This window comes from Pedobacter agri (assembly GCF_032678665.1).
In the GTDB taxonomy this organism is placed as follows: domain Bacteria; phylum Bacteroidota; class Bacteroidia; order Sphingobacteriales; family Sphingobacteriaceae; genus Pedobacter; species Pedobacter agri_A.
The window spans coordinates 89,278-111,609 of record NZ_JAVTSH010000008.1 but is presented as its reverse complement, the minus strand read 5'-3'; the positions used below and the strand labels follow the sequence as shown (position 1 = coordinate 111,609).

Sequence of the window (22,332 nt, the reverse complement as noted above, 5' to 3'; positions counted from 1 at the left end):
CAGATTAACATAGCTTTTAGCTGTTGATTAATCTGTGTTTTTTTTTTCGCATCTGTAGTGAAGTCCTTAGGCTGTCCCGGATTTTCAGATCAACACTTTCAAGATAATAAGATCCCGAAATAAATTCAGGGTGACTTCACCCTTCAAAAATAAAAATCCGTATTTTTGTGCTTCATAAATAATTCTACAGTTTGAAGTACCCAAATTTTAAAGACCTTATCCTTTTCGAAGACAACGATTTTATCGTGATCAACAAACCTCCGTTTTTAGCTTCACTTGATGAAAGAGGCGGTTCTGGAGAAACCAATGTATTACGTTTGGCTAAACAATACAGTGATGATGCACAGGTTTGTCACCGATTAGATAAGGAAACATCTGGTGCTTTAATTATTGCGAAAAACCCAGAAGCTTACCGCCATGCCTCAATGCAATTTGAGCGCAGAAAGGTAAATAAAACCTACCATGCTGTAGTAGATGGACATGTCATCTTTGATCATTTACTGGTAGATTTACCTATCCTTAACGATGGAAACAAGAATGTAACCATTGACAGGGCAGAAGGCAAAAGAGCTGAGACCATTTTCGACTCATTAAAATACTACAAGCATTACACGCTGGTTGAATGTAAGCCAATAACCGGTAGAATGCACCAAATTCGGATCCACCTTGCTACTCAACGTGCTGCCATTGTTGGTGATGAAATGTATAAAGGAAAGCCTGTTTTCCTTTCTTCGATTAAACGTGGTTACAGATTATCAAAAGGAGAGGAAGAGCAACCGATTATGAAGCGTTTTGCTCTTCATGCAAAGCATTTGGTTTTTAAAGGATTAAATGATCAGGATATTGTAATCGACGCACCTTATCCTAAAGATTTTGCAACGTTGATTAAACAACTCGATAAGTTTGATGCTTAAATAAAAGCTTAATACCCATCGCCCTCAAGCTTTTTTATTACTTTTGGAATATTCGCCCTCTATTAAATTAAAATAGAATGTATATCCGTTTTGTAAATTACCTTGATACGATTAACCGCTACCGGAAATCGAAGATATCAAACCGTAATTTCCTGATTATTCTTGCAGTAGTTGTTGGAGTCTTAGCGGGCCTAGCTGCAGCTGCATTAAAGAGTTTAACACATCATATCGAAGAATTCCTCCAGTCAGATTGGCAATGGAAATACAAGTATTATCTATACCTGCTTTTCCCGATGATTGGAATATTTTTAACGGTACTTTACATCAAGTTTTTCATTCGGAAAAGTAAATTTGAAACAGGCCTAACACCGCTATTATATGCCATTTCAAAAAAATCGAGCAGGGTAGAGCCACACAATATTTATTCTCAGATCATTACTGCGGCAATTACCGTAGGTTTCGGTGGCTCAACCGGTTTGGAAGCGCCTATTGTAACCAGTGGTTCGGCTATTGGATCCAATCTGGGGCGATTTTTAGGTTTGTCTTATCGAGAAATTACCATGTTGGTAGCTTGTGGCGCAGCCGCTGGTATTGCTGGCGCATTTAACAGTCCTGTTGCCGGAATTGTATTTGCAATTGAAATTTTATTGCCAGAATTTACTATTCCAGCATTTATTCCGCTTTTGCTTTCTGCTGCAACTGCAGCGGTGGTAGCCAGGCTATTTTACACGCAACAATTATTCTTTCTGGTAACCGAAGGATGGAAAATAAATGCGCTTTTCTATTATGTGATCCTGGCATTACTAATTGGATTGTTTTCGATCTATTTTACAAAAGCAAATTATGCAGTAAAGGGCTTTTTTTACAAAATCAAGCATCCTTACACCAAAATAGTTGTTGGCGGATTGATGCTGGGTGCATTGGTGTTCCTTTTTCCTACACTTTACGGCGAAGGTTATATCACCATAAAAGGCCTGTTAAAAGGTGATTACTTAGCTGTAATCAACAACAGTATATTTTCTGATTACAGCACTGTTCCTGCTCTGGTAATACTGTTTACCGTGGTTACCATTTTTATGAAATCAATTGCTACTTTGGTTACCCTGGGAGCGGGAGGAAATGGCGGTACCTTTGCGCCCAGTTTAATTATGGGTGGATTGATCGGTTTTATTTTCGCCTATGTAGTTAATCTTTCCGGCATTACACACCTGGATGTTGCTAACTTTATCGTTGCAGGTATGGCTGCTGCCTTGGGTGCCATTATGCATGCGCCTTTAACGGGTATTTTTCTAATTGCCGAAATTACCGGGGGCTATATCCTGATGGTTCCTTTAATGATAACTACTGCCATTTCTTACGCGGTGAATAGAAGTGCGCAAAAGCATTCTATTTATACAAAGGTGCTTGCCGATAAAGGAGAATTGCTTTCACACGAAGACAAAGACACAACGGTATTAAGTCAGATGAAATTGAAATATTTAATCGAGAAAAACTATCCGACACTAGTGATGAATGATTTGATTTCCCAAAGAATGAATGAAATTGTTCAATCTCATAAAAACATCTGTGCCGTAACGGATGAACTTGGAGATTTTAAAGGCGTAATCTATGTTGAAGAAATTTTCAACGAGTTAATGCAAAACGAAAATAAAGATTTATTAATTGCATCGCACTTAGTTCAGCAGGCGCCAAATACCATTAATGAAAGCGATGATTTAAAATTAGTGCTGAAAAAGATGGAGCAAGAAAATGCCTGGATTCTACCGGTTATCAATAATGAAAACCAATACACAGGTTTCGTTTCGAAAACCGCTATTTTTAATAAATATAGGGCTTTGCTGATGAGGCAGAACGATTATATGGGGTAAGCCCCCCAACCCCCTAAAGGGGGCTTTGACTTTCAAGCGGTAATACAAAGCTTAGATGTATTACGCTGAACCAAGAAGTTGGAGCGAATCAAGGTAAACTTTTACGCTCCAACTTCTAAAATTAAAAAATAATAACTTTGGTATTAAAGCATCGCTTTTAATTCCCCGTTCAGGGGGCTAGGGGGTTATTCCGCTCTCTTCAACCCAAACTTCTCAATCTTACTGTATAAATGACTGCGTTGGATATCGATTTCATCAGCGGTTTTCGAAACGTTCCAATTATTTTTCTCGAGTTTGAATTTAATAAACTCTTTTTCTGCATGATCTTTATAATCCTGGAAGTTGTTAAAACTATCGAAAGATGATGACATGCCTGAACCTCCGGATGCGCCAGCAATTTGTGTGCTCGTTGCAGCGCCAATGTTTGTTCCGCCGCCTGGGTTGGCGAAGGCACGAACATCATTCTCAGTGATTACCTTATCACTTAAAATAATCAATCGCTCAATCATATTATGCAGCTCCCGAACGTTACCTGTCCAAGGTAGTGCTTGTAAAGCCGCCATCCCGCCATCGTTTATTTTTTTAACCGGCATGCCGTAATCGTTACAAATGCTTTCTAAAAAGTTTTGTGCGATTACCGGAATATCATCCGTACGCTCTGTTAAATGAGGAACGTGAATATTGATTACATTTAGTCGGTGGTACAAATCCATACGGAAATTACCATCTTCAATCTCTTTTAATAAATCCTTATTGGTCGCGGCCAAAACACGAACATTAACTTCAATTTCCTTTTCGCCACCAACACGTGATATTTTGTGCTCTTGCAAAGCACGAAGTACTTTTGCCTGGGCAGAAAGACTCATGTCGCCAATCTCATCTAAAAATAAAGTTCCGCCATTTGCCAATTCAAATTTACCAATGCGTTGTTTTACGGCTGATGTAAAGGAACCTTTTTCGTGACCAAATAATTCACTTTCAATTAATTCTGAAGGAATTGCTGCACAGTTCACCTCGATTAGAGGACTGTCTGCCCGGTTAGATTTTTCGTGTAACCAACGGGCTACCAACTCTTTACCGCTACCATTTGCACCTGTAATTAATACTCTGGCTTCAGTAGGGGCAACTCTTTCAATCGTTTCTTTAATTTTAGAAATACTTTCCGATTCACCCAAGATTTCGCGGGTTTTACTCGCTTTGCGCTTTAGAACCTTTGTTTCGGTAACTAAATTACCACGGTCTAAACCATTGCGAACGGTAATCAGCAAGCGGTTTAAATCTGGTGGTTTTGAGATAAAATCGAAAGCACCTTTTTTGCTGGCCTCAATTGCGGTTTCAACAGTACCATGACCAGAAATCATGATGAATGGTAAATCAGGCTTAATGATCTGTGCTTGTTCAAGCACCTCCATACCATCCATCTTATTCATCTTAATATCACAAAGAACAAGGTCGAAATTACCTTTTTTAATCATTTCGAGTCCATCGATACCATTGTCGATATCTTCAACATCATAGTTCTCGTATTCTAAGATTTCGCGTAGGGTACTTCTAATCGCCCGCTCGTCATCAATAATTAATAGTTTGGCCATTTAGTATTTGTTTATGCTTATTTGATATGCGAATATATTGTTTTTAAATTAATGTATAGTTTTTTATACAACGATTTCAGGCTATAAACGGGAAATCAACGAAAAGGTTTTATGAGATTTGAAATAATACAAGGGTTGGGCGCTAAGTTTATTTGTACAGGCATTTTTTTAATAAACCTGATGTGAACGGTATACTTTTTTGTTTGCAGCAACCTCGAATAGAATGTCATTCTGAGGCACGAAGAATCTGTTCCATAGGTTGCAGATGCTTTATACCTCAGCATGACAGCAATCGCAAAAAAAAGATATAGTAAGCAGCAGGGCTGAAATCAGCTAAGTATTACTGTTTTAGCTTTTCAAGAAAAGAAAAAAATGCAGGTCTATAAGCCGGGTTCTGTTTTCTAATTGCTTAGAACTTCTATCATTAATCCACTGCAAATGTTGCCATTTACCTCTAACGACCTACCCACTAACATCGGACGGGCAGCCCTACATGCGTTAGCCTATTTGGTCTTTCAACTCCCGGGGTTTACAAACCACTACAGTCGCCTGCAATGCTCGTGTGCTCTTACCACACGTTTTCACCCTTTCCCAACTTGCGTTAGGTGGTATATTTTCTGTTGCACTAATCCGTAATTCAGGTTTTCAATCCTAAATTCCTTTCCGTTAGAAAGCGAGATGCCCTGCGTTGCCCGGACTTTCCTCTCTCCCGATAATCGGGACAGCGATAGAACAACCTGCATTTTGCGCAAAGATGGATTTTTTTAACCACAAAAGACAAAAAACTGGGAGTTTTTTCTGCCTATTTGCAATTCTGCAGCTGAGTAGAAACTTTTGAATAGGGTACAAATCCCTGATGGTTTCCGAAGGAGTTGGTTACGAAAACCATCACCTGAGCAACATCAATATCAGCCAATTCAGGAAATCCAGGCATTTTCTCCTGATATGTTTTGCCGTGGATTACAATTTTTTCACTCGTTCCGTTTTTAATGATACAAGCTAAATTTTCTTGGTTGGTTTTTAAGAAAACAGAATCGGTTAGCGGAGGAGCAAGCTGACCTAAGCCTTCGCCGTTTTCGCCGTGGCAATTCTGGCATTTAGCTTTGTAAATATCTTTTCCGTTCGACATGTAATTTTGCAAATCAATCGTTTCCTGATTTTGACAGGAAATGATTACGGCTATAACTGAAAGAAGGAAAATAGAATTGATGATGTATTTGCGCATTGATGTGTTGCATTAAAGTATCGTCATTTCGAGCGGAATAAAATGGAGCCGAGAAATCTTTTTAGTTGGTTCAAAGATTTCTCCACTTCGGTCGAAATGACGATAATAATTAGTTTACTTTTTATACTCTGCCAATAAAACCGGAATATCTTTTTTTAATTGCTCTACCTGGTCTTCTTTTGTGCCATCATAAGCACCACGAATCCTTCTATCTTTATCAATTAAAACCAAATAACCCTGGTGGATGTAGCCATCTTTCGCTGTACTGTCCTCGCCAACGGCAACCAGATAATTCTTTTCGGCCAATGTATATACACTGTCTTTACTGCCATAAAGAAATTGCCATTTACCATTATCAACACCCAACTTTTGAGCATATTTTTTTAATACGGATGGTTTATCATACTTAAAATCGATCGTGTGCGAAACGAACATCACATCAGGATTAGTTTTAAAATCGTTGTAAACCGTCATTAAATTACGGTGCATGGTTGGGCAGATGGTGCTGCAAGATGTAAAGAAAAAATCGGCAACGTAAACTTTTCCATCTGTTGCCTTGTTGGTTGTTACCACACTATCCTGATTCAGGAATGACCAGTTTGGGATGGTTTGATAAACGGTATCAACTTTTTCAACACCAGCTGCGTCTTTTACGGTTTCTGCATAACGCTCGCCATAAAATGGAAGTTTTCTTTCTTGTTTACAGGCTGAAAATATGGTTACGGATAACATGCAAATTGCTATCGAAGAAATAATTTTATTCATGATTTTGTATTAAAGTGTAAATATACAACCTCTGTTTTGCAGATGGCAATTTTTAAGCTTTTATTGTTTTGATTAAATTTGGTTCCTGCAGATTGCACAGATTTTCGCTGATCTTTATTGTTACTCTGCGGAAATCTGCGAAATCAGCGGGGTAAACTACATGATCTAACGTTTATGGTGCATCATTTCCATTTTATCGGATGGCTTTACGTTGTAAATTCTCAAAACGGAATCTGAAGCTCTGGTTACTTTGATGTAGTCATCTTCAACAGCTCTGATTTTTACCATTTCCGATTTAAAATAATTCAGGTTTTCTTCTTCATTTTTACCATTGAAATCATTTTTGAAGGCATGCATCCAGTCCATCATGTTTTCATCAGCTTGATTTAGGCTAAGCACTAAATCTGCAATTTTTGCAGAATCATCAACAGATTTGATCTGACCAGATCTCAATATAGCGTCTAATTTTATTCTGTTATTGACTACCCTGGCTCCATCAATCATCAATTTATCATGAATATTGAGCACTTCTTTTTTTACTGCTTTAGCATCAGGTTCGGTTTTGCAGGCGCCAAGAAGAAATACGGTTAGGCAAAATGCAATTGTTATTATCTTTTTCATATTTGTTGTTTTAAAAATTATAAGTAATTCCGAGATAAACCTTTCCCGCACTCATGGGATGGTCGGTTTCAGCTTCCCAGATGTTCTTTTGAATTCCTGCGTTAAGTGCTACATTTTTATAAAAGATATCGGCACCAACGCCGCCCATCAAATTATTCATCACATGCTCGCCCGTTTTAATACCATTGTATTTTTCTCCGGCAGAATACTCGTAGAAAAATTGTGCTGATGGCATCATTTGAAGGTCTTTGCCGATGCTTTGCGTGTAAAAGATATTAAGGAAACTGGTGGTGCTGTTTGCGATTCCTTCATTACGATTGTTGGTGCCGTTAAATTTATATGAGGTATTTAAACTGGCGCCAAACTTGCCAAGGCCAACCATGTAATTCAGGTAAACAAAGCCATCGGTACTGCCGGTTCCTGCCTGCATTAATGAGGAATAACGAATGCCCTCGGTATTCTTGAAATCATTTTTCCCTGTAGCAACTTTAATTCCTGCGCCGGCAATAAGTTGTTGCCTGAAATTATCTTCCAGTTTTCTGAACAGATGGTAGCCTGCGTATACATTAATATCACCAACACCAGAAATTGATGAGGTGTATCCATTATAACGTTCGCTATTCGAAACGTAAGGAAGGATTGCATTGATCTCCAGCTTGTTGGTGATGAAATACTTTCCTCTTACTTCCAAAGAGCGATAAAGCTCATAATCTTCCGGGTTTCCGGCATGCCCGGTTATAGGGGCATTCTGTCTTCTTGCCGGAATGAAAAACTTTCCGCCATTTGGAAATAAAGAATGTGATTGACCTGCATAACCATTAAACGAACGGTAGCGATACAAAACACTGATGTTATTTCTGTTAAAATAAGGCGTTATTCCCATGAAGCATCCGCAAATATCACAGGCGAAAGTATTGCTACTGAGTATTACAAGTAACAACACCAAACACTTACGATTCACTAAATAATTTATTTTTGATAAACTCATTGTCTGTTAATGTTTTTAAAAATGATTTGATTTGCTCTTTTTCTATTGGGCTCAAAGGAATTTCATTTTTTAGTTGGGGATCTAAATTTGCTGATGCTTTTACACCAGAATTATAGTGTTCTAAAACTTCATCTAAACTGTAAAAGCGACCATCATGCATGTAAGGCCCGGTGTATTCGATATTACGTAATGTTGGTACTCGGAAAGTTCCAAAATCTGTTCCCACACCTGTAATGTGCGAACGGCCTTCATCAACACTAACTAAATCTAAACCATTGCTTCGGTAAGTAAAATCAGTAAAAAAGGGTTCTGTATGGCAGGAACTGCATTTATCTTTAAATAGTTTGTAACCAGCAAGTTCTGTTGCCGTAAATGAAACCCCGTTTTCCTTTCTTATAACCTGATCGTATTTTGAATTACCCGAAACCAGCACACCCATAAATTGTGTGATTGATTTTAGGATTTTTTGAGAATTGATTTCCGTTGAACCGAAGGCACTTTTGAAGAGTTCAGGATAGGGAGCCGTGCTTTTTAAAAGCGCAACAACTGTCTCCAGGTCAGTTCTCATTTCGCAGGCATCTGTAAAGGCATTGAGTGGCGATGTTTCGAGGTTTTTTACGCCGCCATCCCAGAAGAAAGCCTTTTGCCAGGCAAGATTAAAAAGCGGGGGTGCATTGCGCTTTCCCTGACAATTATCTACACCGTGACTCACCTTATGGTCTAGGTTCGCAAATGCTGCAAATTGTTGGTGGCAGCTGCCACATGAAACGCTTTTGTCTGCAGACAGGCGGGCATCGTAAAACAGCTTTTTTCCTAAAGCAAAACCTGCGTTAGTGAGTTTATTTTCTTCGAAATTGTATGCAGGTGCCGGGAAATTCGCCGGAATGGAGAAAGTAATATTTGTTTCCTCAGGCTTCAGTTCAGTTTCCTCTTTACTACAGGCATACATTAATGCAATGCTTAAAAAAAGCATTGCAAAAACGATTGATTTTCTCCGCATATTAGTTATGGATATGATCTAATCGGAATAAGCCTTTAGCATAGTTATTGGCTACAATTACTGAATTTGCACCACCCATCGTAAAATTCAACGAAGCAAAGCTTACATCACTTACGCCTGTAAATAGTGCGGCAGCATTAACAATAAAATGCATGTTGGGCTTGGCATCAGTTCTAATTCTCAAAGGATTAGCAGCGTTGATCTCCGTAGCATATGTTCTGATGGTATTATTCGGATCCACTACGCCGCCAATATGAAACGTCAAAAGGTTATTTGCCGCTGTAGATTGCGGTGAGGTTCCTTCCAGTTTCACAAAAATATAACCACTGTTCCATGTCCAGAACATTCCATTTATGGGGTCTAATGCGCCAGTTTGTGCGCCTGCAAAATTCCTCGCATAGTCCACGCCGATTGTGTATTCAATTTTGGTGTAATCACCTGTCGGAACATCATTTATGGTAACCAGTTTCGAGGCACTTTTTGATTCATCAATCAGAAAATAACTTTCGGGAATGAGATAGGTTGTACCATCAGCCTTGCTTAATTTGATATTGCTGACGTAATATTTGAAAACATTGATTTTAAAATCCTCACCTTTTGCGTTTTTGTAAGTTGCTGTATTCAAGGCTAAAGCAGCACCATTAACCTGATGTTCAAATTCCAAGGTGAAACTAGATTTTGTATTTGCAGAGATTTCATCTGCATCTTTTTTGCATGATGTGAAGAATATGATAGGGCACAGGAATGCCATTAAGTATTGTGATATTTTCATTTTTTTAAATCGAATAAGTGAAAAATTTTAGCTTCCAGCCATGGTTCGTATCTGCACGAAACATTTATAATTTCGTTTTCTGAAGAAACGAACCGTGGCATAGAAATGACTTGACCTGTCATTCTGAATGCAATGAAGAATCTGCAACCGAAAAGCACTGTCTAAATTAACCTCACTCATTCGCATGTGTGAAAATTTAAAATCAGTAATTAATAGTTTGGAGATTCGCTATGTTCTGAATGACAAAAAGCATCAAAGACTCTGAAACAGTTCAAAGTGACGAGTCGTAAATAAATAAAATTTACTTAAACCGTTTTCGGTGGATGAAAAATAGATACAGAAAGATCTTTTACGGGTTTTTCGAGATAACCGCTTTCTGATTTGATGATAAAGTAAGGGATGTAATGATTAATTGAGGCGATCTGAAATTTTGGTTCAGCTTCTACAATTCGTTTTAGATTTTCCTGTACCTGTTTGTTCTTACTGTCGAGGTCTTTTAGTTTTTTGGCTAAAAAACACTGTCCATCGCAATGCAGTTCAGGATGTTCTTTATTAATACAGAATACGCTGGTAATGTATTCTTTGTTCATTTTGTAGCCAGAATACACCACAAGTTGCATTGCTCCGTTTGAAATTGAGCAAATCACTAAAATATATATCAGTACTTTCTTGAACATTGTATTTGCTGCAAATGTACAAACGAAATTGATTGAAGCAAAGAAAAAGGATCTTTAAAACGGTTGATTGAAATCAACGGGAATAAATACTGAGCAGGATTGAATAAATGAAAATCGAGAAAGTCTCTGCGAATTGCTACTTTATTCATTGCCATCAATTTCAATTCACGAAATATTTATGACAAAAAAAATCCAGATGCGTAACTGCATCTGGATTCATCTTATTTAATCTTTAATCTGTGGCTAAAAAACATTAAGCCTGCAAATCAGCCATTACAGCTTTAATTTTCTCGCCTAATTCTTCATTAACTTTAGCAAAATCAGCACGATCTGCTAAAGGTGCATTAACGCTGCAATAAAACTTAATTTTCGGTTCTGTACCACTCGGACGAGCAGAAACGATACTTCCATCTTCAGTAATAAATTGCAAAACATCCGAAGTTGGATAATCTAATTTCATTACTTTTCCGGTTGCTAAATCAGTTTCCTGGCTCAGTTCATAATCTTTTAATACAGAAACTTTTGATCCGCCTAGCGTTGCAGGTGGGTTTTCGCGGAATTTCACCATCATCGCTTTAATTTCTTCAGCACCGGTTTTTCCTTTTTTAGTTAAAGAAACTAAGTCTTCCTTGTATAAACCGTACTCCACATACATATCCAGCAAGGCATTATATAAACTTGCGCCTTTATCTTTATAGTAAGCTGTCATCTCAGAAATAAAAGCAGCAGAAACTACCGCATCCTTATCACGAACTAAATCGCCAATTAAGTAGCCGTAACTTTCTTCTCCACCGCCAATAAAATATTTTTTACCTTCTAATTCAGTCATTAACTGACCAATGTATTTAAATCCTGTTAAGGTATTATAATAGGTAACATTTTTCTTTTTAGCAATTTCTTCAATCAGGTTTGATGTTACAATCGTTTTCACAATAAACTGATTTCCATCTAGTTTACCACTTTCTTCCCAGGCAGATAGAAGATAATTGATTAACAAACTTCCAGTTTGGTTACCGTTTAACAGCACCCACTCGCCGTTATTATCTTTCACGGCGATACCCACGCGGTCAGCATCAGGGTCAGTTGCCAAAACTAAATCAGCATCAATTTCTTTCGCTTTATTCATGGCTAAAGTCAATGCATCTTTTTCTTCCGGATTTGGATAAACAACCGTTGGGAAGTTTCCGTCAGGTTTACTTTGTTCCTCTACAATGGTTACATTGGTAAAGCCAAATTGCTCAAGCGCCTTCGGTACCAAAGTAATTCCCGTTCCGTGGATTGGAGAGTACACAATTTTTAAATCGTGTTGTCTTTTGATCGCATCTGGCGAGATCGACAGTGCTGTGATGCCATCTAAATAAAGTTTATCAACGGCTTCGCCAATTAACTCAACGTTTGCATCAACTCGATCAAACTTTACTTCGTCAATACTTTGAATTTTATTTACCTCATCAATCACCAGCTTATCATCGGGAGAAGTAAACTGGCCGCCATCGGCACCGTATGCTTTGTAACCGTTATATTCTTTTGGATTGTGTGATGCCGTTAACATTACACCACTTTTACAACCAAAATGGCGAACCGCAAAAGATAACTCTGGCGTTGGTCTTAATGCTTCAAAAAAGTAAACATGGATACCATTTGCCGAAAAAACATCAGCAGTAATTTTTGCAAAGTAATCCGAATTGTTTCTGCTGTCATGCGCAATCGCCACACTGATTTTTTCTCCCGGATATTTGTTGTTTAAATAATTGGCTAAGCCTTGTGTGGCAGTACCAATAGTATATTTATTAATACGGTTGGAACCCGCACCCATAATTCCGCGTAAACCACCTGTACCAAACTCTAAGCTTTTATAAAAAGCATCAGTAAGTTCGGTAGTCGAATTGTTATCTACTAAAGATTGGATTTCTGACTTCGTTTTTTCGTCGTAATTTCCGTTTAACCACTGATTTATTGTGGCTTGTGTCGATTGATCAATTGATTGCATTGAGCTGTATTTTTAATTTAATATCTGGTGTTGAACAAAATTTAATTCATCAAGTTTGGTTAAATTGAAATAATTTCAATCTCGCCCAAATTTTATTTTGTTGAGGATGTTGCTTTTAACTTGCTTTTGCTTATTTTCACGCCCCGATACAATAATAAAGAAAATCCAGTATTAAAAATTAGAGAATCACATTTTTATATTCTGGTCGGCATAATGAAAGGTGTGTTCTTTTTATTGTAGCTAGAAAAATAATTTAATTAGATGAAACCATTATGTTTTTAAGCCGCGTAATCGGCGAAAACTGATTGCTTCATCACAATTGAAAACAAACTATAACTTGATGAAAATTTTAAAATTTGGGGGTACTTCAGTAGGTAGTCCCGAGCGCATGACGAAGTTGTTGGATATCATTAATCCAAATGAAGAGCAGATTGTGGTTTTATCAGCAGTGTCTGGTACTACGAATAGCTTAGTGGAAATTTCAAATTATTTTTTAGCTGGAGATAAGAAGAAGGGAAGCGAGTGCGTCGAAAACCTATATCAAAAATATAAAGATTTTGTTGTTGAACTTTTGCCAGCTGCTGATTTTCAGGAAATGGGAAATGAGGTGATTGATTATCATTTCAGTTTCTTAGCCGTTCTTACAAACGATATTTTTACTTCAATTGAAGAAAAAGTGGTTTTGGCGCAAGGCGAATTGTTGTCCACCACATTATATCATATCTATTTAAAATCTATCGGTGTAGAGTCAGTTCTGTTGCCAGCCCTGGATTTCATGAAAACCGATGAAGATAATGAGCCAGACATCCCATTTACAACGAAACATTTAACACCATTATTAGATCAGCATAAAGGAAATAAGTTATTCATCACGCAGGGTTTTATTTGCCGCAATAGCTTTGGCGAGGTAGATAATTTACGTCGTGGAGGAAGTGACTATACTGCATCATTATTAGGCGCTGCAATTTTGGCCGAAGAAGTTCAGATTTGGACGGATATTGATGGGATGCATAATAATGATCCCCGTATTGTTAAGGGAACTAAACCAATTGCCCAATTATCATTCGATGAAGCGGCAGAGTTGGCATATTTCGGTGCTAAAATTTTACACCCTCAATCCGTTTTTCCAGCTCAGAAATATAAAATTCCGGTTCGTTTATTAAATACAATGGAGCCAACGGCTGCAGGAACTTTAATTACGCACAATAGCGAAAAAGGTAAGATTAAGTCTATTGCTGCTAAAGATGGCATCACCGCAATTCGTATTCAATCGAGCCGGATGTTATTGGCCTATGGTTTCTTGCGTCGTGTTTTTGAAGTTTTCGAACGTTATAAAACACCAATTGATATGATTACCACTTCAGAAGTGGCTGTATCATTAACCATTGATGAAACTGGAAATCTTCCGAAAATTATTGAGGAATTGGAAAGTTTTGGAACAGTTGAAGTGGACACGAATCACAGTATAGTTTGTGTAGTTGGTGATTTCGGTTCAGAAAAACATGGCTTTGCAAGCAGGGTTTTAGAGGGATTAAAGCATATTCCAATCCGCATGATTTCTTATGGTGGAAGTAATTATAATGTTTCACTTTTGATCCTTAGCGAATACAAAACCGAGGCACTAAGAAGTTTGCATAACCGATTATTCGAATAGCAGATAAAATGCGCCCAGGATTACCAGCAGGCCAATAATAAAATGAAAAGCTAAAAAGCTTGATGGTAACAACTCATTTTTATATTTCTTGTAGGAATTAAACAAACCCAAAGTGATAATCAAAATGATAAAAATGGCAGCTATTATTTTCATTTTCGTATAAATAAAAGGAATAATACAATTAGGAGCAGTACGATCGAAAATCGGATTTTTCCGTTGTATTGTTTTCGGGTAATTCTTCCATGCTTCAAATCAAGATAATTGCCCCAATAAATTAGCCCAAAGAATAAAATTAAAAATATAATAAGGAATTTGAACATGTTCGCCGATAAAGATATAGCAAAGTTTGACAATATAGAAACGCCTTTTTATTATTACGATACGGACTTATTGCAGAAAACTTTAAGCACTTGTGCCGAAGCTGCAAAACCATATCAATTTCACATTCACTATGCACTGAAAGCAAATTTTAACTCGGTTTTGCTTGAGCAGATCAAACAAATTGGCTTCGGAGCAGACTGCGTGAGCGCAGGAGAAGTACGAAGAGCAGTTGAAGTTGGTTTCGACAATAAGAAAATTGTTTTTGCCGGTGTTGGTAAATCTGATAAAGAAATAAACGAAGCTTTGGATTTTGATATTTTCTGCTTCAATGTAGAATCTATACAGGAATTGGAAGTTTTGAACGAGCTGGCAGCTGCCAAAGGCAAGATTGCACAGGTTGCCATTCGCATTAACCCAAACGTTGATGCGCATACGCATCATAACATTACTACGGGTTTAGATGAAAATAAATTCGGTATCAATTCATGGGATTTACCAGAGTGTGCCGAAGCTTTGAAAGCCTCTAAAAATTTAAAATTTATAGGAATTCACTTTCATATCGGCTCGCAGATTACCAATCTTGATGTTTACAAAAACCTTTGTGTTCGCGTAAACGAATTTTGTACCTGGTTTGAAGATAAAGGCTTTGTTGTTGAGGTTTTAAACGTAGGTGGAGGCCTAGGTATTGATTACCATCACCCAGACAACCAAATCCCTGACTTCGAATCTTATTTCAAAATATTTAAAGATTTTCTGGATGTAAAACCAAAACAAGAAGTTCATTTTGAGTTGGGAAGAGCATTGGTTGGGCAGTCAGCATCATTGATTACCAGAGCCTTGTATATCAAAAAGGGTAAAAAGAAAAATTTTGTGGTTCTAGATGCAGGAATGACTGAATTGATGCGCCCGGCTTTGTATCAGGCTTACCATAAAATAGAAAATTTAAGTCAACCCAAAATCGAAAACGGTAAATCCGAAATGGTTAAGTATGATATTGTTGGGCCAATTTGCGAAAGTACAGATTGCTTTGGTAAGGAAGTAGAGCAGCCAGAAACATTTAGGGGAGATATTTTTGCCATTCGCAGTGCCGGTGCTTATGGTGAAGTAATGGCTTCGAAATATAATTTAAGAGATGCCATCAGATCGGTATACAGTTCTGAAATCTAATTTTTTGAACAAACTAATAAAACCCGTAAGCGATTTATCACTTACGGGTTTTTAGTATTTGCCTTACTTTTTTCTAGATGTTATCAAAATTGGTCGCTGTTGCTAACGCTTTCCAATCTTGCATATCTTTCTGTACTGCTGTGATTTTTTCATTTGCCACGTGGTAAGCATCCGGACCTAAAAACAAATGTAATGGAGCATGATCACTCTCCGCTGCTGCGATAATTACATCAATGGCTTTCGCCGGATCTCCGGGCTGTTGATTATTAATTTCGTTCTGGTGTGCAGCTTGCGACTCACGTACTTCTTTGTAAGCTTCAATAGGATTTTTTGGAACAGCCAATGAACCTGAAGTAAGAAACTCCGTTCTGAAATAACCAGGCTCTACCACTGTAGCTTTGATACCAAGCGATTTTACCTCTGCAGCCAATGATTCGGTGAAACCCACCACAGCAAATTTGGTTGCGCAGTAAATTCCAAATCCAGGAAAGTTTCCAGAAAAACCACCAATAGAGGAGATATTAAAAATGTGTCCAGACTGTTGTTTTCTCATTTGTGGCAGAGCTTTTCTAATCACATTTAATGAGCCGAAAACATTCACATCAAAATTTTCACGAGATTCTTTATCGCTCAATTCTTCTAATGCACCAAGCATTCCATAACCGGCATTGTTTACCAAAACATCTAACTGTCCGAATTTACTGATGGTCTGACTTACGGCATTTTCAACGCTATCTTCACTCATCAAATCAACTGACAGCGGTAAGAAGTTTTCAAAGTTGCCAACGGCACTCGATAAGTCGTTTAAACTTCTGGAAGTAGCAGCGACGTTATAACCTTTGTTTAATAATTTTTTTACTAATGTTAGTCCAAGGCCTTTTGAAGCTCCTGTAACAAACCATACTTTTTTATTTTCCATGTGTTTTGATTTTTAATTGTTTTATACTATTCGTCATTGCGAGTTACTAACCAATCCTACAACAATCGCTTTAATATTGCTCGGTATTTTTGCAATGACGATTTTTTAATAGTCAGTCGAAATTGTGATCGCTTTCCAATCCTGATATTCCTTTGTAAGCGCATCGGTTTTTGATGTAGCCCTTTGCAAAGCATCATTTCCCAATAATAAATGAATAGGAGGATTCGGCATACTCACCAAAGAAATCATTGCTGCAGCAGCTTTTTCCGGGTCGCCAGCCTGAGCGCCATCCATTTTTAGGTACTTAGCATGTACTGCCCGAACATCTTCATAAGCAGCGATCGGATTTTGTGCCAGTACCAGAGATTCTGGCGTTAAAAAACTAGTTCTGAAAGCGCCTGGTGCAACAACCGTTACTTTAATTCCAAAAGCTTTTACATCTTCTGCTAAAACTTCTGATAGTGCAATTACAGCTGCTTTTGCTGCAGAATAAACCGCCCATCCGGTAGCGCCAACGATGCCTGCAATTGATGCGATATTGATGATGTGTCCTGAACGCTGTGCCCTTAAATGCGGACTAGCTTTTCTAATTACATTTAAAGTCCCGAAAACATTTACTTCGAAAGCACTTCTGGTTTCTTCATCTGTTAATTCTTCAATGCTGCCGCCGATGCCATAACCTGCATTATTTATCACTACATCAATTTTTCCAAACTGTGCAATGGTTGCGTTTATAGCTTGCTCAACACTTATCTCATCGCCTAAATCAACGGCTAGTGGAAGAAAATTTTCAGAATTGGAGTTTACGGCTGCGATTAAATCATTTACATTTCTGGATGTTGCTGCAACAGATTGACCTGCCTTTAATAACTGGTTTACTAAACTTAGTCCTAATCCTTTGGATGCACCAGTTACAAACCAAACTTTTTTAAGTCCCATATTTTTATCCTTTTTGTTAAGACAAAATTACATCGGGAATTAAAATATGATATTACGCCAATCAAACTGATGATTACGAAATTCAAACAATACGATAGGAGCTAGGGGTGTGGTTGGTTAATTTCTTAAAAAAGTTGTTAAAATGGGTTGGTTCCTCGAAGCCTAAACAGTAGCCGATCTCCGAAATATTCCAGTCTGTGTGTTTAAGTAACGCCATCGCTTCACTTAATAAACGTTCGGTAATGTAGTGTGTGGTGGTTTTTCCTGTGGTTTCTTTTATCGCTCGGTTTAGGTGGTTAACATGTACAGAAAGCTGTGTAGCATAATCTTTTGCCGAGCGCATGGTAAATCTTTGCGATGGATTTTCTATTGGGAATTGCCTTTCCAGCAATTCGGTAAATACGGAGGTTATTCTGGAGTTTGCATCAGGATGTTTATACAAAACTTCTGAAGGTTCAGTTTTCAAGGCAAAGTGTGTAATTTCGGTAGTGTAGTTTCTTAATAGGTCATATTTGTACATATAATCACCATTTATTTCTTCGAGCATTTTTTCGAAAATTGCCGAAACATGAGCGTCCTGTTTTTCATTTAATACATAGGCGGGTTTGCCGCCAACAGCGAACATAGGTAAGTCACCGATATTTCCCCTCACTTTTTCTGTGAAAAATGCCTCTGTGAAAATGTAGAAAAAACCTCTCACATCACTCATTTTTCCGCTTGCCAGTTCCCAGGTATAGGGCACTTGCGGATTAAAAAACATTAGGGCTGTTCCATTAATCTCCACGCTCTTATCAGCATAATGATAAATGTTATGGCCACGATTTAAAGCAACCTTATAGTAGTCTCGTCTGCTGTAATTCATTGGAGGTTTATCATCTCCAATGCAATCTTCCATTCTGAAGACATTGAAATGCCCAATATCTTTTTGCAGGTTATCTGGTAAAAAATCAAATTTTTTCTGATAAAACTCTTCTATAGATTCTGACTTGCTCATGAATCAAAGTTACAAAATTCAAACTTATTCTGTATAACAAATAGTCATGGTGTCATTATGAGCGGAACGAAGAACCGGTATCTGATTAATACTGCAATAATTAAACACAACGCTACAGTACGATTATTTTAACGTACCTTTCTATCGCTTTAAGTAAAGGGCAAGGAACATTTATTCATGTGTTATGTAATTTGTTACATATCAAATAGTACATTCCAATGATAAATTAAGTTGTAAGTAATATACCAATCGGTATATATTTGTATCGTCAAATAAATCAACATGACTAAAGCAGAAAAAACCAGAGATTTTATTGTGGAGCGAACAGCACCTATATTTAATATGAAGGGTTATGCTGGTACTTCTTTAAACGATATTACAGCTGCGACTGGCTTAACCAAGGGCAGTATTTATGGAAATTTTGCTAATAAAGATGAAGTTGCTTTGGCTGCGTTTGACCACAATTTACATCATAATGTTTCTCAAATTGAGGCTGAATTGAATAATCATTCTTCAATCAAGGGAAAACTTTTGGCGTATGTAAGTGTGTATCAAAGTTTTTTTGTTGGAAAAATCTCAACGGGTGGTTGCCCGATTCTAAATACTGCTATTGATGCAGATGACACGCATCCAGCATTGCGAGAAAAGGCTTTGAAAGCTGTGTTATCATGGAAAAAAAGAATAATCACCTTGGTAGAAGAAGGCATTCTAAATAAGGAAATTAAAGCAGACTACAATCCGGAGCAAGTTGCATTAACGGTTATCGCAATGATTGAGGGTGGTATCATGATTTCCCGGTTAACCAATAAAGTAGAGAACTGGAATCTTATCATGGATTCCTTAAAAAAATACATCAACAATTTAGGTTAAAAAATTTTAAATTAAAATATACCGATCGGTATAAAGTTAAAGTCGTAAATATGAAAACTTCACAAAACACAGTATTAATCATTGGCGGTACAGCTGGTATCGGTTTAGAAATTGTTAAACAATTAATCGCTCTAAATAACCATGTTATCGTAACAGGTAGAAACAAGGAACGTTTGCAAACTGCGTTAAATGGATTACAAAACGTTACTCCAATTTCTTTTGATGTAAGTAAAGCTAATGAGGTTGATAGCCTGGTTGAAAGGATTGGTAAGAATTTCCCCAATCTAAACATGGTAATTAATAATGCGGGTAGAGCAATTGTTTATAATTTGGCAGATGAAAACAACGATTCTTTCGCAAATGCTGAAGATGAAATGTTAACCAATTATTTATCAATTGTAAGGTTAAATCAAAAACTACTACCAATTCTAAAAGAGCAGGCTGAAGCTGCAATTGTAAACGTTTCATCAGTTGTTGCTTTTGTTCCAGGCATAACGTTGCCAACTTATGCGGCAAGTAAAGCGGCTTTGCATTCTTACACAACATCTTTACGGTTAAGTCTGGAAAATACTTCAGTTAAGGTTTTCGAGTTGATGCCACCTTTGGTTGATACTGAATTTTCGAAAGAAATTGGCGGACATAATGGAATTAAACCATTGGTTGTTGCCGATGAATTTATTGCGGCATTGGCAAAAGATGAGTATGAAATTAGGGTAGGTGATACTGCGAAAATTTATGATTTGTTTCGCCAATCGCCTATTGATGCATTGAACATTATGAATGCGAACAGAAAAGCATGGTTAGAAACGTCTAATTAGTTTAAACATCAACATGAAAAAGAAAGTAACTTTTGCCTTTATTATGGCAATTTTCACAACAGGAATTGTCACCTTTGCGGCGATAAGCGTAAACTTAGGTTTTAGTGCAAGTTTTTTACAGGTTTGGCTAAAGTCGTGGAGCATTTCGTACATCGTAGCAGTTCCTGCTATTTTGATTATTGCACCAAAAGTGGAAGCTTTCGTTAATTACCTGTACGCAGGGAGAAAATAAAAACTGATAAAATGAAACGAGTAGTTGTAACTGGATTAGGCGCTATAACGCCTCTTGGAAACACTGTAGAAAGCTTTTGGAAGAATATTTTAGATGGTAAAAGCGGCGTTGGTCCGATTACTAAATTCGATACTTCTAAATTTAAAACACATTTTGCTGCTGAAGTAAAAGATTTCAATCCCGAATCTTTCTTAGATAAAAAGGAAGCTAGAAAATTTGATACGTTTACACAATATGCCATCGCATCAAGCGACCAGGCAATTACAGGTGCAGGTTTGGATTTCAAAGCCATGACTGACGACCAATTGGCAGAGGTTGGTGTGATCTGGGCAACAGGAAATGGCGGGATATCGACTTTCGAAGAACAATTGGCGGAATTTCATCAGGGCGATGGAACACCAAGGTTTAGTCCGTTTTTTATTCCAAAGATGATTGTTGATATCGCCGCAGGTGCAATTTCTATTCGCCACAAACTCCGCGGACCGAATTATTGTACGGTTTCTGCCTGTGCATCATCTAACACAGCAATTATAAATGCTTTTGACACCATTCGTTTGGGTAAGGCAAATGTGATGATAGCAGGTGGTTCTGAAGCGGCAATTACCGAGGCTTCGGTTGGCGGTTTTAGTGCTGCGCAAGCTTTATCTAAAAGAAATGATAGCCCGGAAACGGCATCTAGGCCATTTGATGAAAGTCGTGATGGTTTTGTAATGGGCGAGGGTGCCGGAGCGTTAATTTTAGAAGAGTTAGAACATGCATTAAATCGTGGTGCACATATTTACGCTGAAATTATTGGTGGTGGAATGGCTGCCGATGCGTATCATTTAACCGGAACACCTCCTGATGGAATTGGTGCTACTTTAGGCATGAAAAAAGCTTTAAATGATGCGAATATTTCTGCTGATAAAATCGATTACATTAATGCTCACGCAACTTCGACAGGTTTAGGAGATATCAGCGAACTCGTTGCCGTTAAAAATGTTTTTGGCGATTTACCGGTGGTAATCGGTGCATCCAAATCTATGACCGGCCACTTACTTGGAGCAGCCGGTGCAGTAGAAAGTTTAATCAGTATTTTGGCTATACGAGATGGAATTATCCCTCCAACTATTAATACAGAGAAGCTGGATGAGAAAATTCCTCACGGATTGAACATTGTATTGGCAGAGCCGATTAAGAAGGAAATCAACTATGTGCTAAACAATACGTTTGGTTTCGGTGGGCACGTGGCAAGCACTATCTTTAAGAAATACGAAGCTTAATTATTTATCCATCAGTAAATTCACAAGTTCTTTTAATTCTTCGAGTTCTTGTTCCAACTTTGCAATACGATTTTCCAGTGCTTCATTGGGCTGGAAAATTGTTGTTTGTTGAGGTTCCTGCTCTGCTTCCTGAACTTCGTTTTGCTCACCCAGCAAATGGATAAATCTCGCCTCTTTTTGCCCTGCCTTTTTAGGTAAAAGCTTCACAAACGCAGGCGACTCTTCCGAAAGTTTTTGCAATTGCGCTAGAATTTCTTCAATGCTATCGAATTCGTAAAGTCTGCCCGAATTGCTGTTGATTTCGCCAGGCGTTAACGGACCACGCAAAAGCAGCAAACATAATATAGAAAGTTCTGAAGGCAATAGAGGATAAACGATGCCTAGATTATGCTTGTATTTAATTACCCTGCTCGAACCTCCTGTAGCAGTGGATATTAATCCTTTTACTTTTAGTGAATTTAATGTGAGTGTAACAGTCTCTTCATCATAATTTACAACAGGGTTTCTCGAACTTTTTTGATTACAAGCTGCTGTCAAGCTGTTTAAGGTCATTGGATAGTAATCGGGAGTTGTCCGGCTTTTTTCTATTAGTGATCCTAAAACGCGTTGTTCTTCTGCTGATAAATCGGGTAGTGGCTTAATTTCTTCCATCTGATAAAAATAAAAATTGAGTTGACATTCCTAAAATTATTTTTTGATAACCCGATGTTGCCACCCTGAATTCATTTCAGCGGTTTCATGCGA

The 22,332-nt window shown here is 37.7% G+C and carries 21 protein-coding genes and 1 other RNA gene; 8 read left to right on the top strand and 14 right to left on the bottom strand.

Features of this window, described 5'->3' with window-relative positions:
- Positions 1–191: 191 nt before the first annotated feature.
- The gene (locus R2Q70_RS16905; RefSeq protein WP_316808726.1) at positions 192–914 is read left to right on the top strand and encodes an RNA pseudouridine synthase; all 723 of its coding nucleotides are present in this window, start codon (positions 192–194) and stop codon (positions 912–914) included.
- Positions 915–991: 77 nt separating this feature from the next.
- Complete coding sequence (locus R2Q70_RS16900; RefSeq protein ID WP_316808725.1) at positions 992–2,782, top strand: chloride channel protein; 1,791 nt, start codon at positions 992–994, stop codon at positions 2,780–2,782.
- Between the two features lie 185 nt (positions 2,783–2,967).
- On the opposite strand, the gene R2Q70_RS16895 is transcribed toward R2Q70_RS16900, so the two are convergent.
- The 10 genes from R2Q70_RS16895 to R2Q70_RS16850 form a co-directional block, all read right to left on the bottom strand.
- Positions 2,968–4,374, bottom strand: coding sequence for a sigma-54-dependent transcriptional regulator (locus tag R2Q70_RS16895; protein WP_124914446.1), 1,407 nt, complete (start codon positions 4,372–4,374; stop codon positions 2,968–2,970).
- A gap of 367 nt (positions 4,375–4,741) precedes the next feature.
- An RNA gene (rnpB, locus tag R2Q70_RS16890) (RNase P RNA component class A) lies at positions 4,742–5,118 on the bottom strand.
- A 58-nt stretch (positions 5,119–5,176) separates the two neighbouring features.
- Complete coding sequence (locus R2Q70_RS16885) at positions 5,177–5,599, bottom strand: cytochrome c (protein WP_316808724.1); 423 nt, start codon at positions 5,597–5,599, stop codon at positions 5,177–5,179.
- 114 nt (positions 5,600–5,713) lie between these two features.
- Positions 5,714–6,364, bottom strand: coding sequence for an SCO family protein (locus tag R2Q70_RS16880; protein WP_316808723.1), 651 nt, complete (start codon positions 6,362–6,364; stop codon positions 5,714–5,716).
- Between the two features lie 165 nt (positions 6,365–6,529).
- Entirely contained in the window at positions 6,530–6,985 is a 456-nt protein-coding gene (locus R2Q70_RS16875; RefSeq protein ID WP_316808722.1) for a hypothetical protein, read from the bottom strand.
- Between the two features lie 10 nt (positions 6,986–6,995).
- Positions 6,996–7,868: a transporter gene (locus R2Q70_RS16870; protein WP_316808721.1), complete on the bottom strand. Its 873-nt coding sequence runs from the start codon at positions 7,866–7,868 to the stop codon at positions 6,996–6,998.
- 67 nt (positions 7,869–7,935) lie between these two features.
- Entirely contained in the window at positions 7,936–8,946 is a 1,011-nt protein-coding gene (locus R2Q70_RS16865) for a cytochrome-c peroxidase (RefSeq protein ID WP_316808720.1), read from the bottom strand.
- Between the two features lie 28 nt (positions 8,947–8,974).
- Complete coding sequence (locus tag R2Q70_RS16860) at positions 8,975–9,745, bottom strand: MbnP family protein (protein ID WP_316808719.1); 771 nt, start codon at positions 9,743–9,745, stop codon at positions 8,975–8,977.
- Between the two features lie 305 nt (positions 9,746–10,050).
- Positions 10,051–10,422, bottom strand: a complete 372-nt coding sequence (locus R2Q70_RS16855) for a hypothetical protein (protein WP_316808718.1) — start codon at positions 10,420–10,422, stop codon at positions 10,051–10,053.
- 253 nt (positions 10,423–10,675) lie between these two features.
- Positions 10,676–12,412 (bottom strand): phospho-sugar mutase, encoded by a 1,737-nt coding sequence (locus tag R2Q70_RS16850; RefSeq protein WP_316808717.1) that lies wholly within the window; start codon positions 12,410–12,412, stop codon positions 10,676–10,678.
- Between the two features lie 340 nt (positions 12,413–12,752).
- On the opposite strand from R2Q70_RS16850, the gene R2Q70_RS16845 reads away from it, so the two are divergent.
- Positions 12,753–14,066 (top strand): aspartate kinase, encoded by a 1,314-nt coding sequence (locus R2Q70_RS16845; protein ID WP_316808716.1) that lies wholly within the window; start codon positions 12,753–12,755, stop codon positions 14,064–14,066.
- 318 nt (positions 14,067–14,384) lie between these two features.
- The gene (gene lysA / locus R2Q70_RS16840) at positions 14,385–15,554 is read left to right on the top strand and encodes a diaminopimelate decarboxylase (RefSeq protein WP_316808715.1); all 1,170 of its coding nucleotides are present in this window, start codon (positions 14,385–14,387) and stop codon (positions 15,552–15,554) included.
- Positions 15,555–15,627: 73 nt separating this feature from the next.
- On the opposite strand, the gene R2Q70_RS16835 is transcribed toward lysA, so the two are convergent.
- From R2Q70_RS16835 to R2Q70_RS16825, 3 genes are all read right to left on the bottom strand, one after another.
- Positions 15,628–16,473, bottom strand: a complete 846-nt coding sequence (locus R2Q70_RS16835) for an SDR family NAD(P)-dependent oxidoreductase (protein WP_316808714.1) — start codon at positions 16,471–16,473, stop codon at positions 15,628–15,630.
- Between the two features lie 105 nt (positions 16,474–16,578).
- Positions 16,579–17,412 (bottom strand): SDR family NAD(P)-dependent oxidoreductase, encoded by an 834-nt coding sequence (locus tag R2Q70_RS16830; protein WP_316808713.1) that lies wholly within the window; start codon positions 17,410–17,412, stop codon positions 16,579–16,581.
- An 82-nt stretch (positions 17,413–17,494) separates the two neighbouring features.
- The gene (locus R2Q70_RS16825) at positions 17,495–18,406 is read right to left on the bottom strand and encodes a helix-turn-helix transcriptional regulator (RefSeq protein ID WP_316808712.1); all 912 of its coding nucleotides are present in this window, start codon (positions 18,404–18,406) and stop codon (positions 17,495–17,497) included.
- Between the two features lie 282 nt (positions 18,407–18,688).
- On the opposite strand from R2Q70_RS16825, the gene R2Q70_RS16820 reads away from it, so the two are divergent.
- From R2Q70_RS16820 to fabF, 4 genes are read left to right on the top strand one after another with little or no spacing between them, the layout of a single operon-like run.
- Positions 18,689–19,276: a TetR/AcrR family transcriptional regulator gene (locus R2Q70_RS16820; RefSeq protein ID WP_316808711.1), complete on the top strand. Its 588-nt coding sequence runs from the start codon at positions 18,689–18,691 to the stop codon at positions 19,274–19,276.
- 50 nt (positions 19,277–19,326) lie between these two features.
- On the top strand, positions 19,327–20,094 hold the full coding sequence (locus tag R2Q70_RS16815; protein ID WP_316808710.1) for an SDR family oxidoreductase: 768 nt from the start codon (positions 19,327–19,329) through the stop codon (positions 20,092–20,094).
- Between the two features lie 13 nt (positions 20,095–20,107).
- The gene (locus tag R2Q70_RS16810) at positions 20,108–20,326 is read left to right on the top strand and encodes a DUF2798 domain-containing protein (protein ID WP_316808709.1); all 219 of its coding nucleotides are present in this window, start codon (positions 20,108–20,110) and stop codon (positions 20,324–20,326) included.
- Between the two features lie 11 nt (positions 20,327–20,337).
- Positions 20,338–21,588 (top strand): beta-ketoacyl-ACP synthase II, encoded by a 1,251-nt coding sequence (gene fabF, locus R2Q70_RS16805; RefSeq protein ID WP_316808708.1) that lies wholly within the window; start codon positions 20,338–20,340, stop codon positions 21,586–21,588.
- Here fabF and R2Q70_RS16800 read toward each other — a convergent pair whose 3' ends face one another.
- Complete coding sequence (locus tag R2Q70_RS16800) at positions 21,589–22,239, bottom strand: YceH family protein (protein ID WP_316808707.1); 651 nt, start codon at positions 22,237–22,239, stop codon at positions 21,589–21,591.
- Positions 22,240–22,332 lie beyond the last annotated feature (93 nt).

Excerpts from the sequence above, each read along its gene's own strand:
- R2Q70_RS16830 (WP_316808713.1), bottom strand. The coding sequence starts at position 17,412 with ATGGGACTTAAAAAAGTTTGGTTTGTAACTGGTGCATCCAAAGGATTA.
- R2Q70_RS16810 (WP_316808709.1), top strand. The coding sequence starts at position 20,108 with ATGAAAAAGAAAGTAACTTTTGCCTTTATTATGGCAATTTTCACAACA.
- R2Q70_RS16850 (WP_316808717.1), bottom strand. The coding sequence starts at position 12,412 with ATGCAATCAATTGATCAATCGACACAAGCCACAATAAATCAGTGGTTA.
- R2Q70_RS16865 (WP_316808720.1), bottom strand. The coding sequence starts at position 8,946 with ATGCTTTTTTTAAGCATTGCATTAATGTATGCCTGTAGTAAAGAGGAA.
- R2Q70_RS16825 (WP_316808712.1), bottom strand. The coding sequence starts at position 18,406 with ATGAGCAAGTCAGAATCTATAGAAGAGTTTTATCAGAAAAAATTTGAT.
- R2Q70_RS16845 (WP_316808716.1), top strand. The coding sequence starts at position 12,753 with ATGAAAATTTTAAAATTTGGGGGTACTTCAGTAGGTAGTCCCGAGCGC.
- R2Q70_RS16870 (WP_316808721.1), bottom strand. The coding sequence starts at position 7,868 with ATGGGAATAACGCCTTATTTTAACAGAAATAACATCAGTGTTTTGTAT.
- R2Q70_RS16820 (WP_316808711.1), top strand. The coding sequence starts at position 18,689 with ATGACTAAAGCAGAAAAAACCAGAGATTTTATTGTGGAGCGAACAGCA.
- R2Q70_RS16900 (WP_316808725.1), top strand. The coding sequence starts at position 992 with ATGTATATCCGTTTTGTAAATTACCTTGATACGATTAACCGCTACCGG.
- R2Q70_RS16835 (WP_316808714.1), bottom strand. The coding sequence starts at position 16,473 with ATGGAAAATAAAAAAGTATGGTTTGTTACAGGAGCTTCAAAAGGCCTT.
- R2Q70_RS16880 (WP_316808723.1), bottom strand. The coding sequence starts at position 6,364 with ATGAATAAAATTATTTCTTCGATAGCAATTTGCATGTTATCCGTAACC.
- fabF (WP_316808708.1), top strand. The coding sequence starts at position 20,338 with ATGAAACGAGTAGTTGTAACTGGATTAGGCGCTATAACGCCTCTTGGA.
- R2Q70_RS16875 (WP_316808722.1), bottom strand. The coding sequence starts at position 6,985 with ATGAAAAAGATAATAACAATTGCATTTTGCCTAACCGTATTTCTTCTT.
- R2Q70_RS16885 (WP_316808724.1), bottom strand. The coding sequence starts at position 5,599 with ATGCGCAAATACATCATCAATTCTATTTTCCTTCTTTCAGTTATAGCC.
- R2Q70_RS16855 (WP_316808718.1), bottom strand. The coding sequence starts at position 10,422 with ATGTTCAAGAAAGTACTGATATATATTTTAGTGATTTGCTCAATTTCA.
- R2Q70_RS16895 (WP_124914446.1), bottom strand. The coding sequence starts at position 4,374 with ATGGCCAAACTATTAATTATTGATGACGAGCGGGCGATTAGAAGTACC.
- R2Q70_RS16800 (WP_316808707.1), bottom strand. The coding sequence starts at position 22,239 with ATGGAAGAAATTAAGCCACTACCCGATTTATCAGCAGAAGAACAACGC.
- lysA (WP_316808715.1), top strand. The coding sequence starts at position 14,385 with ATGTTCGCCGATAAAGATATAGCAAAGTTTGACAATATAGAAACGCCT.
- R2Q70_RS16815 (WP_316808710.1), top strand. The coding sequence starts at position 19,327 with ATGAAAACTTCACAAAACACAGTATTAATCATTGGCGGTACAGCTGGT.
- R2Q70_RS16860 (WP_316808719.1), bottom strand. The coding sequence starts at position 9,745 with ATGAAAATATCACAATACTTAATGGCATTCCTGTGCCCTATCATATTC.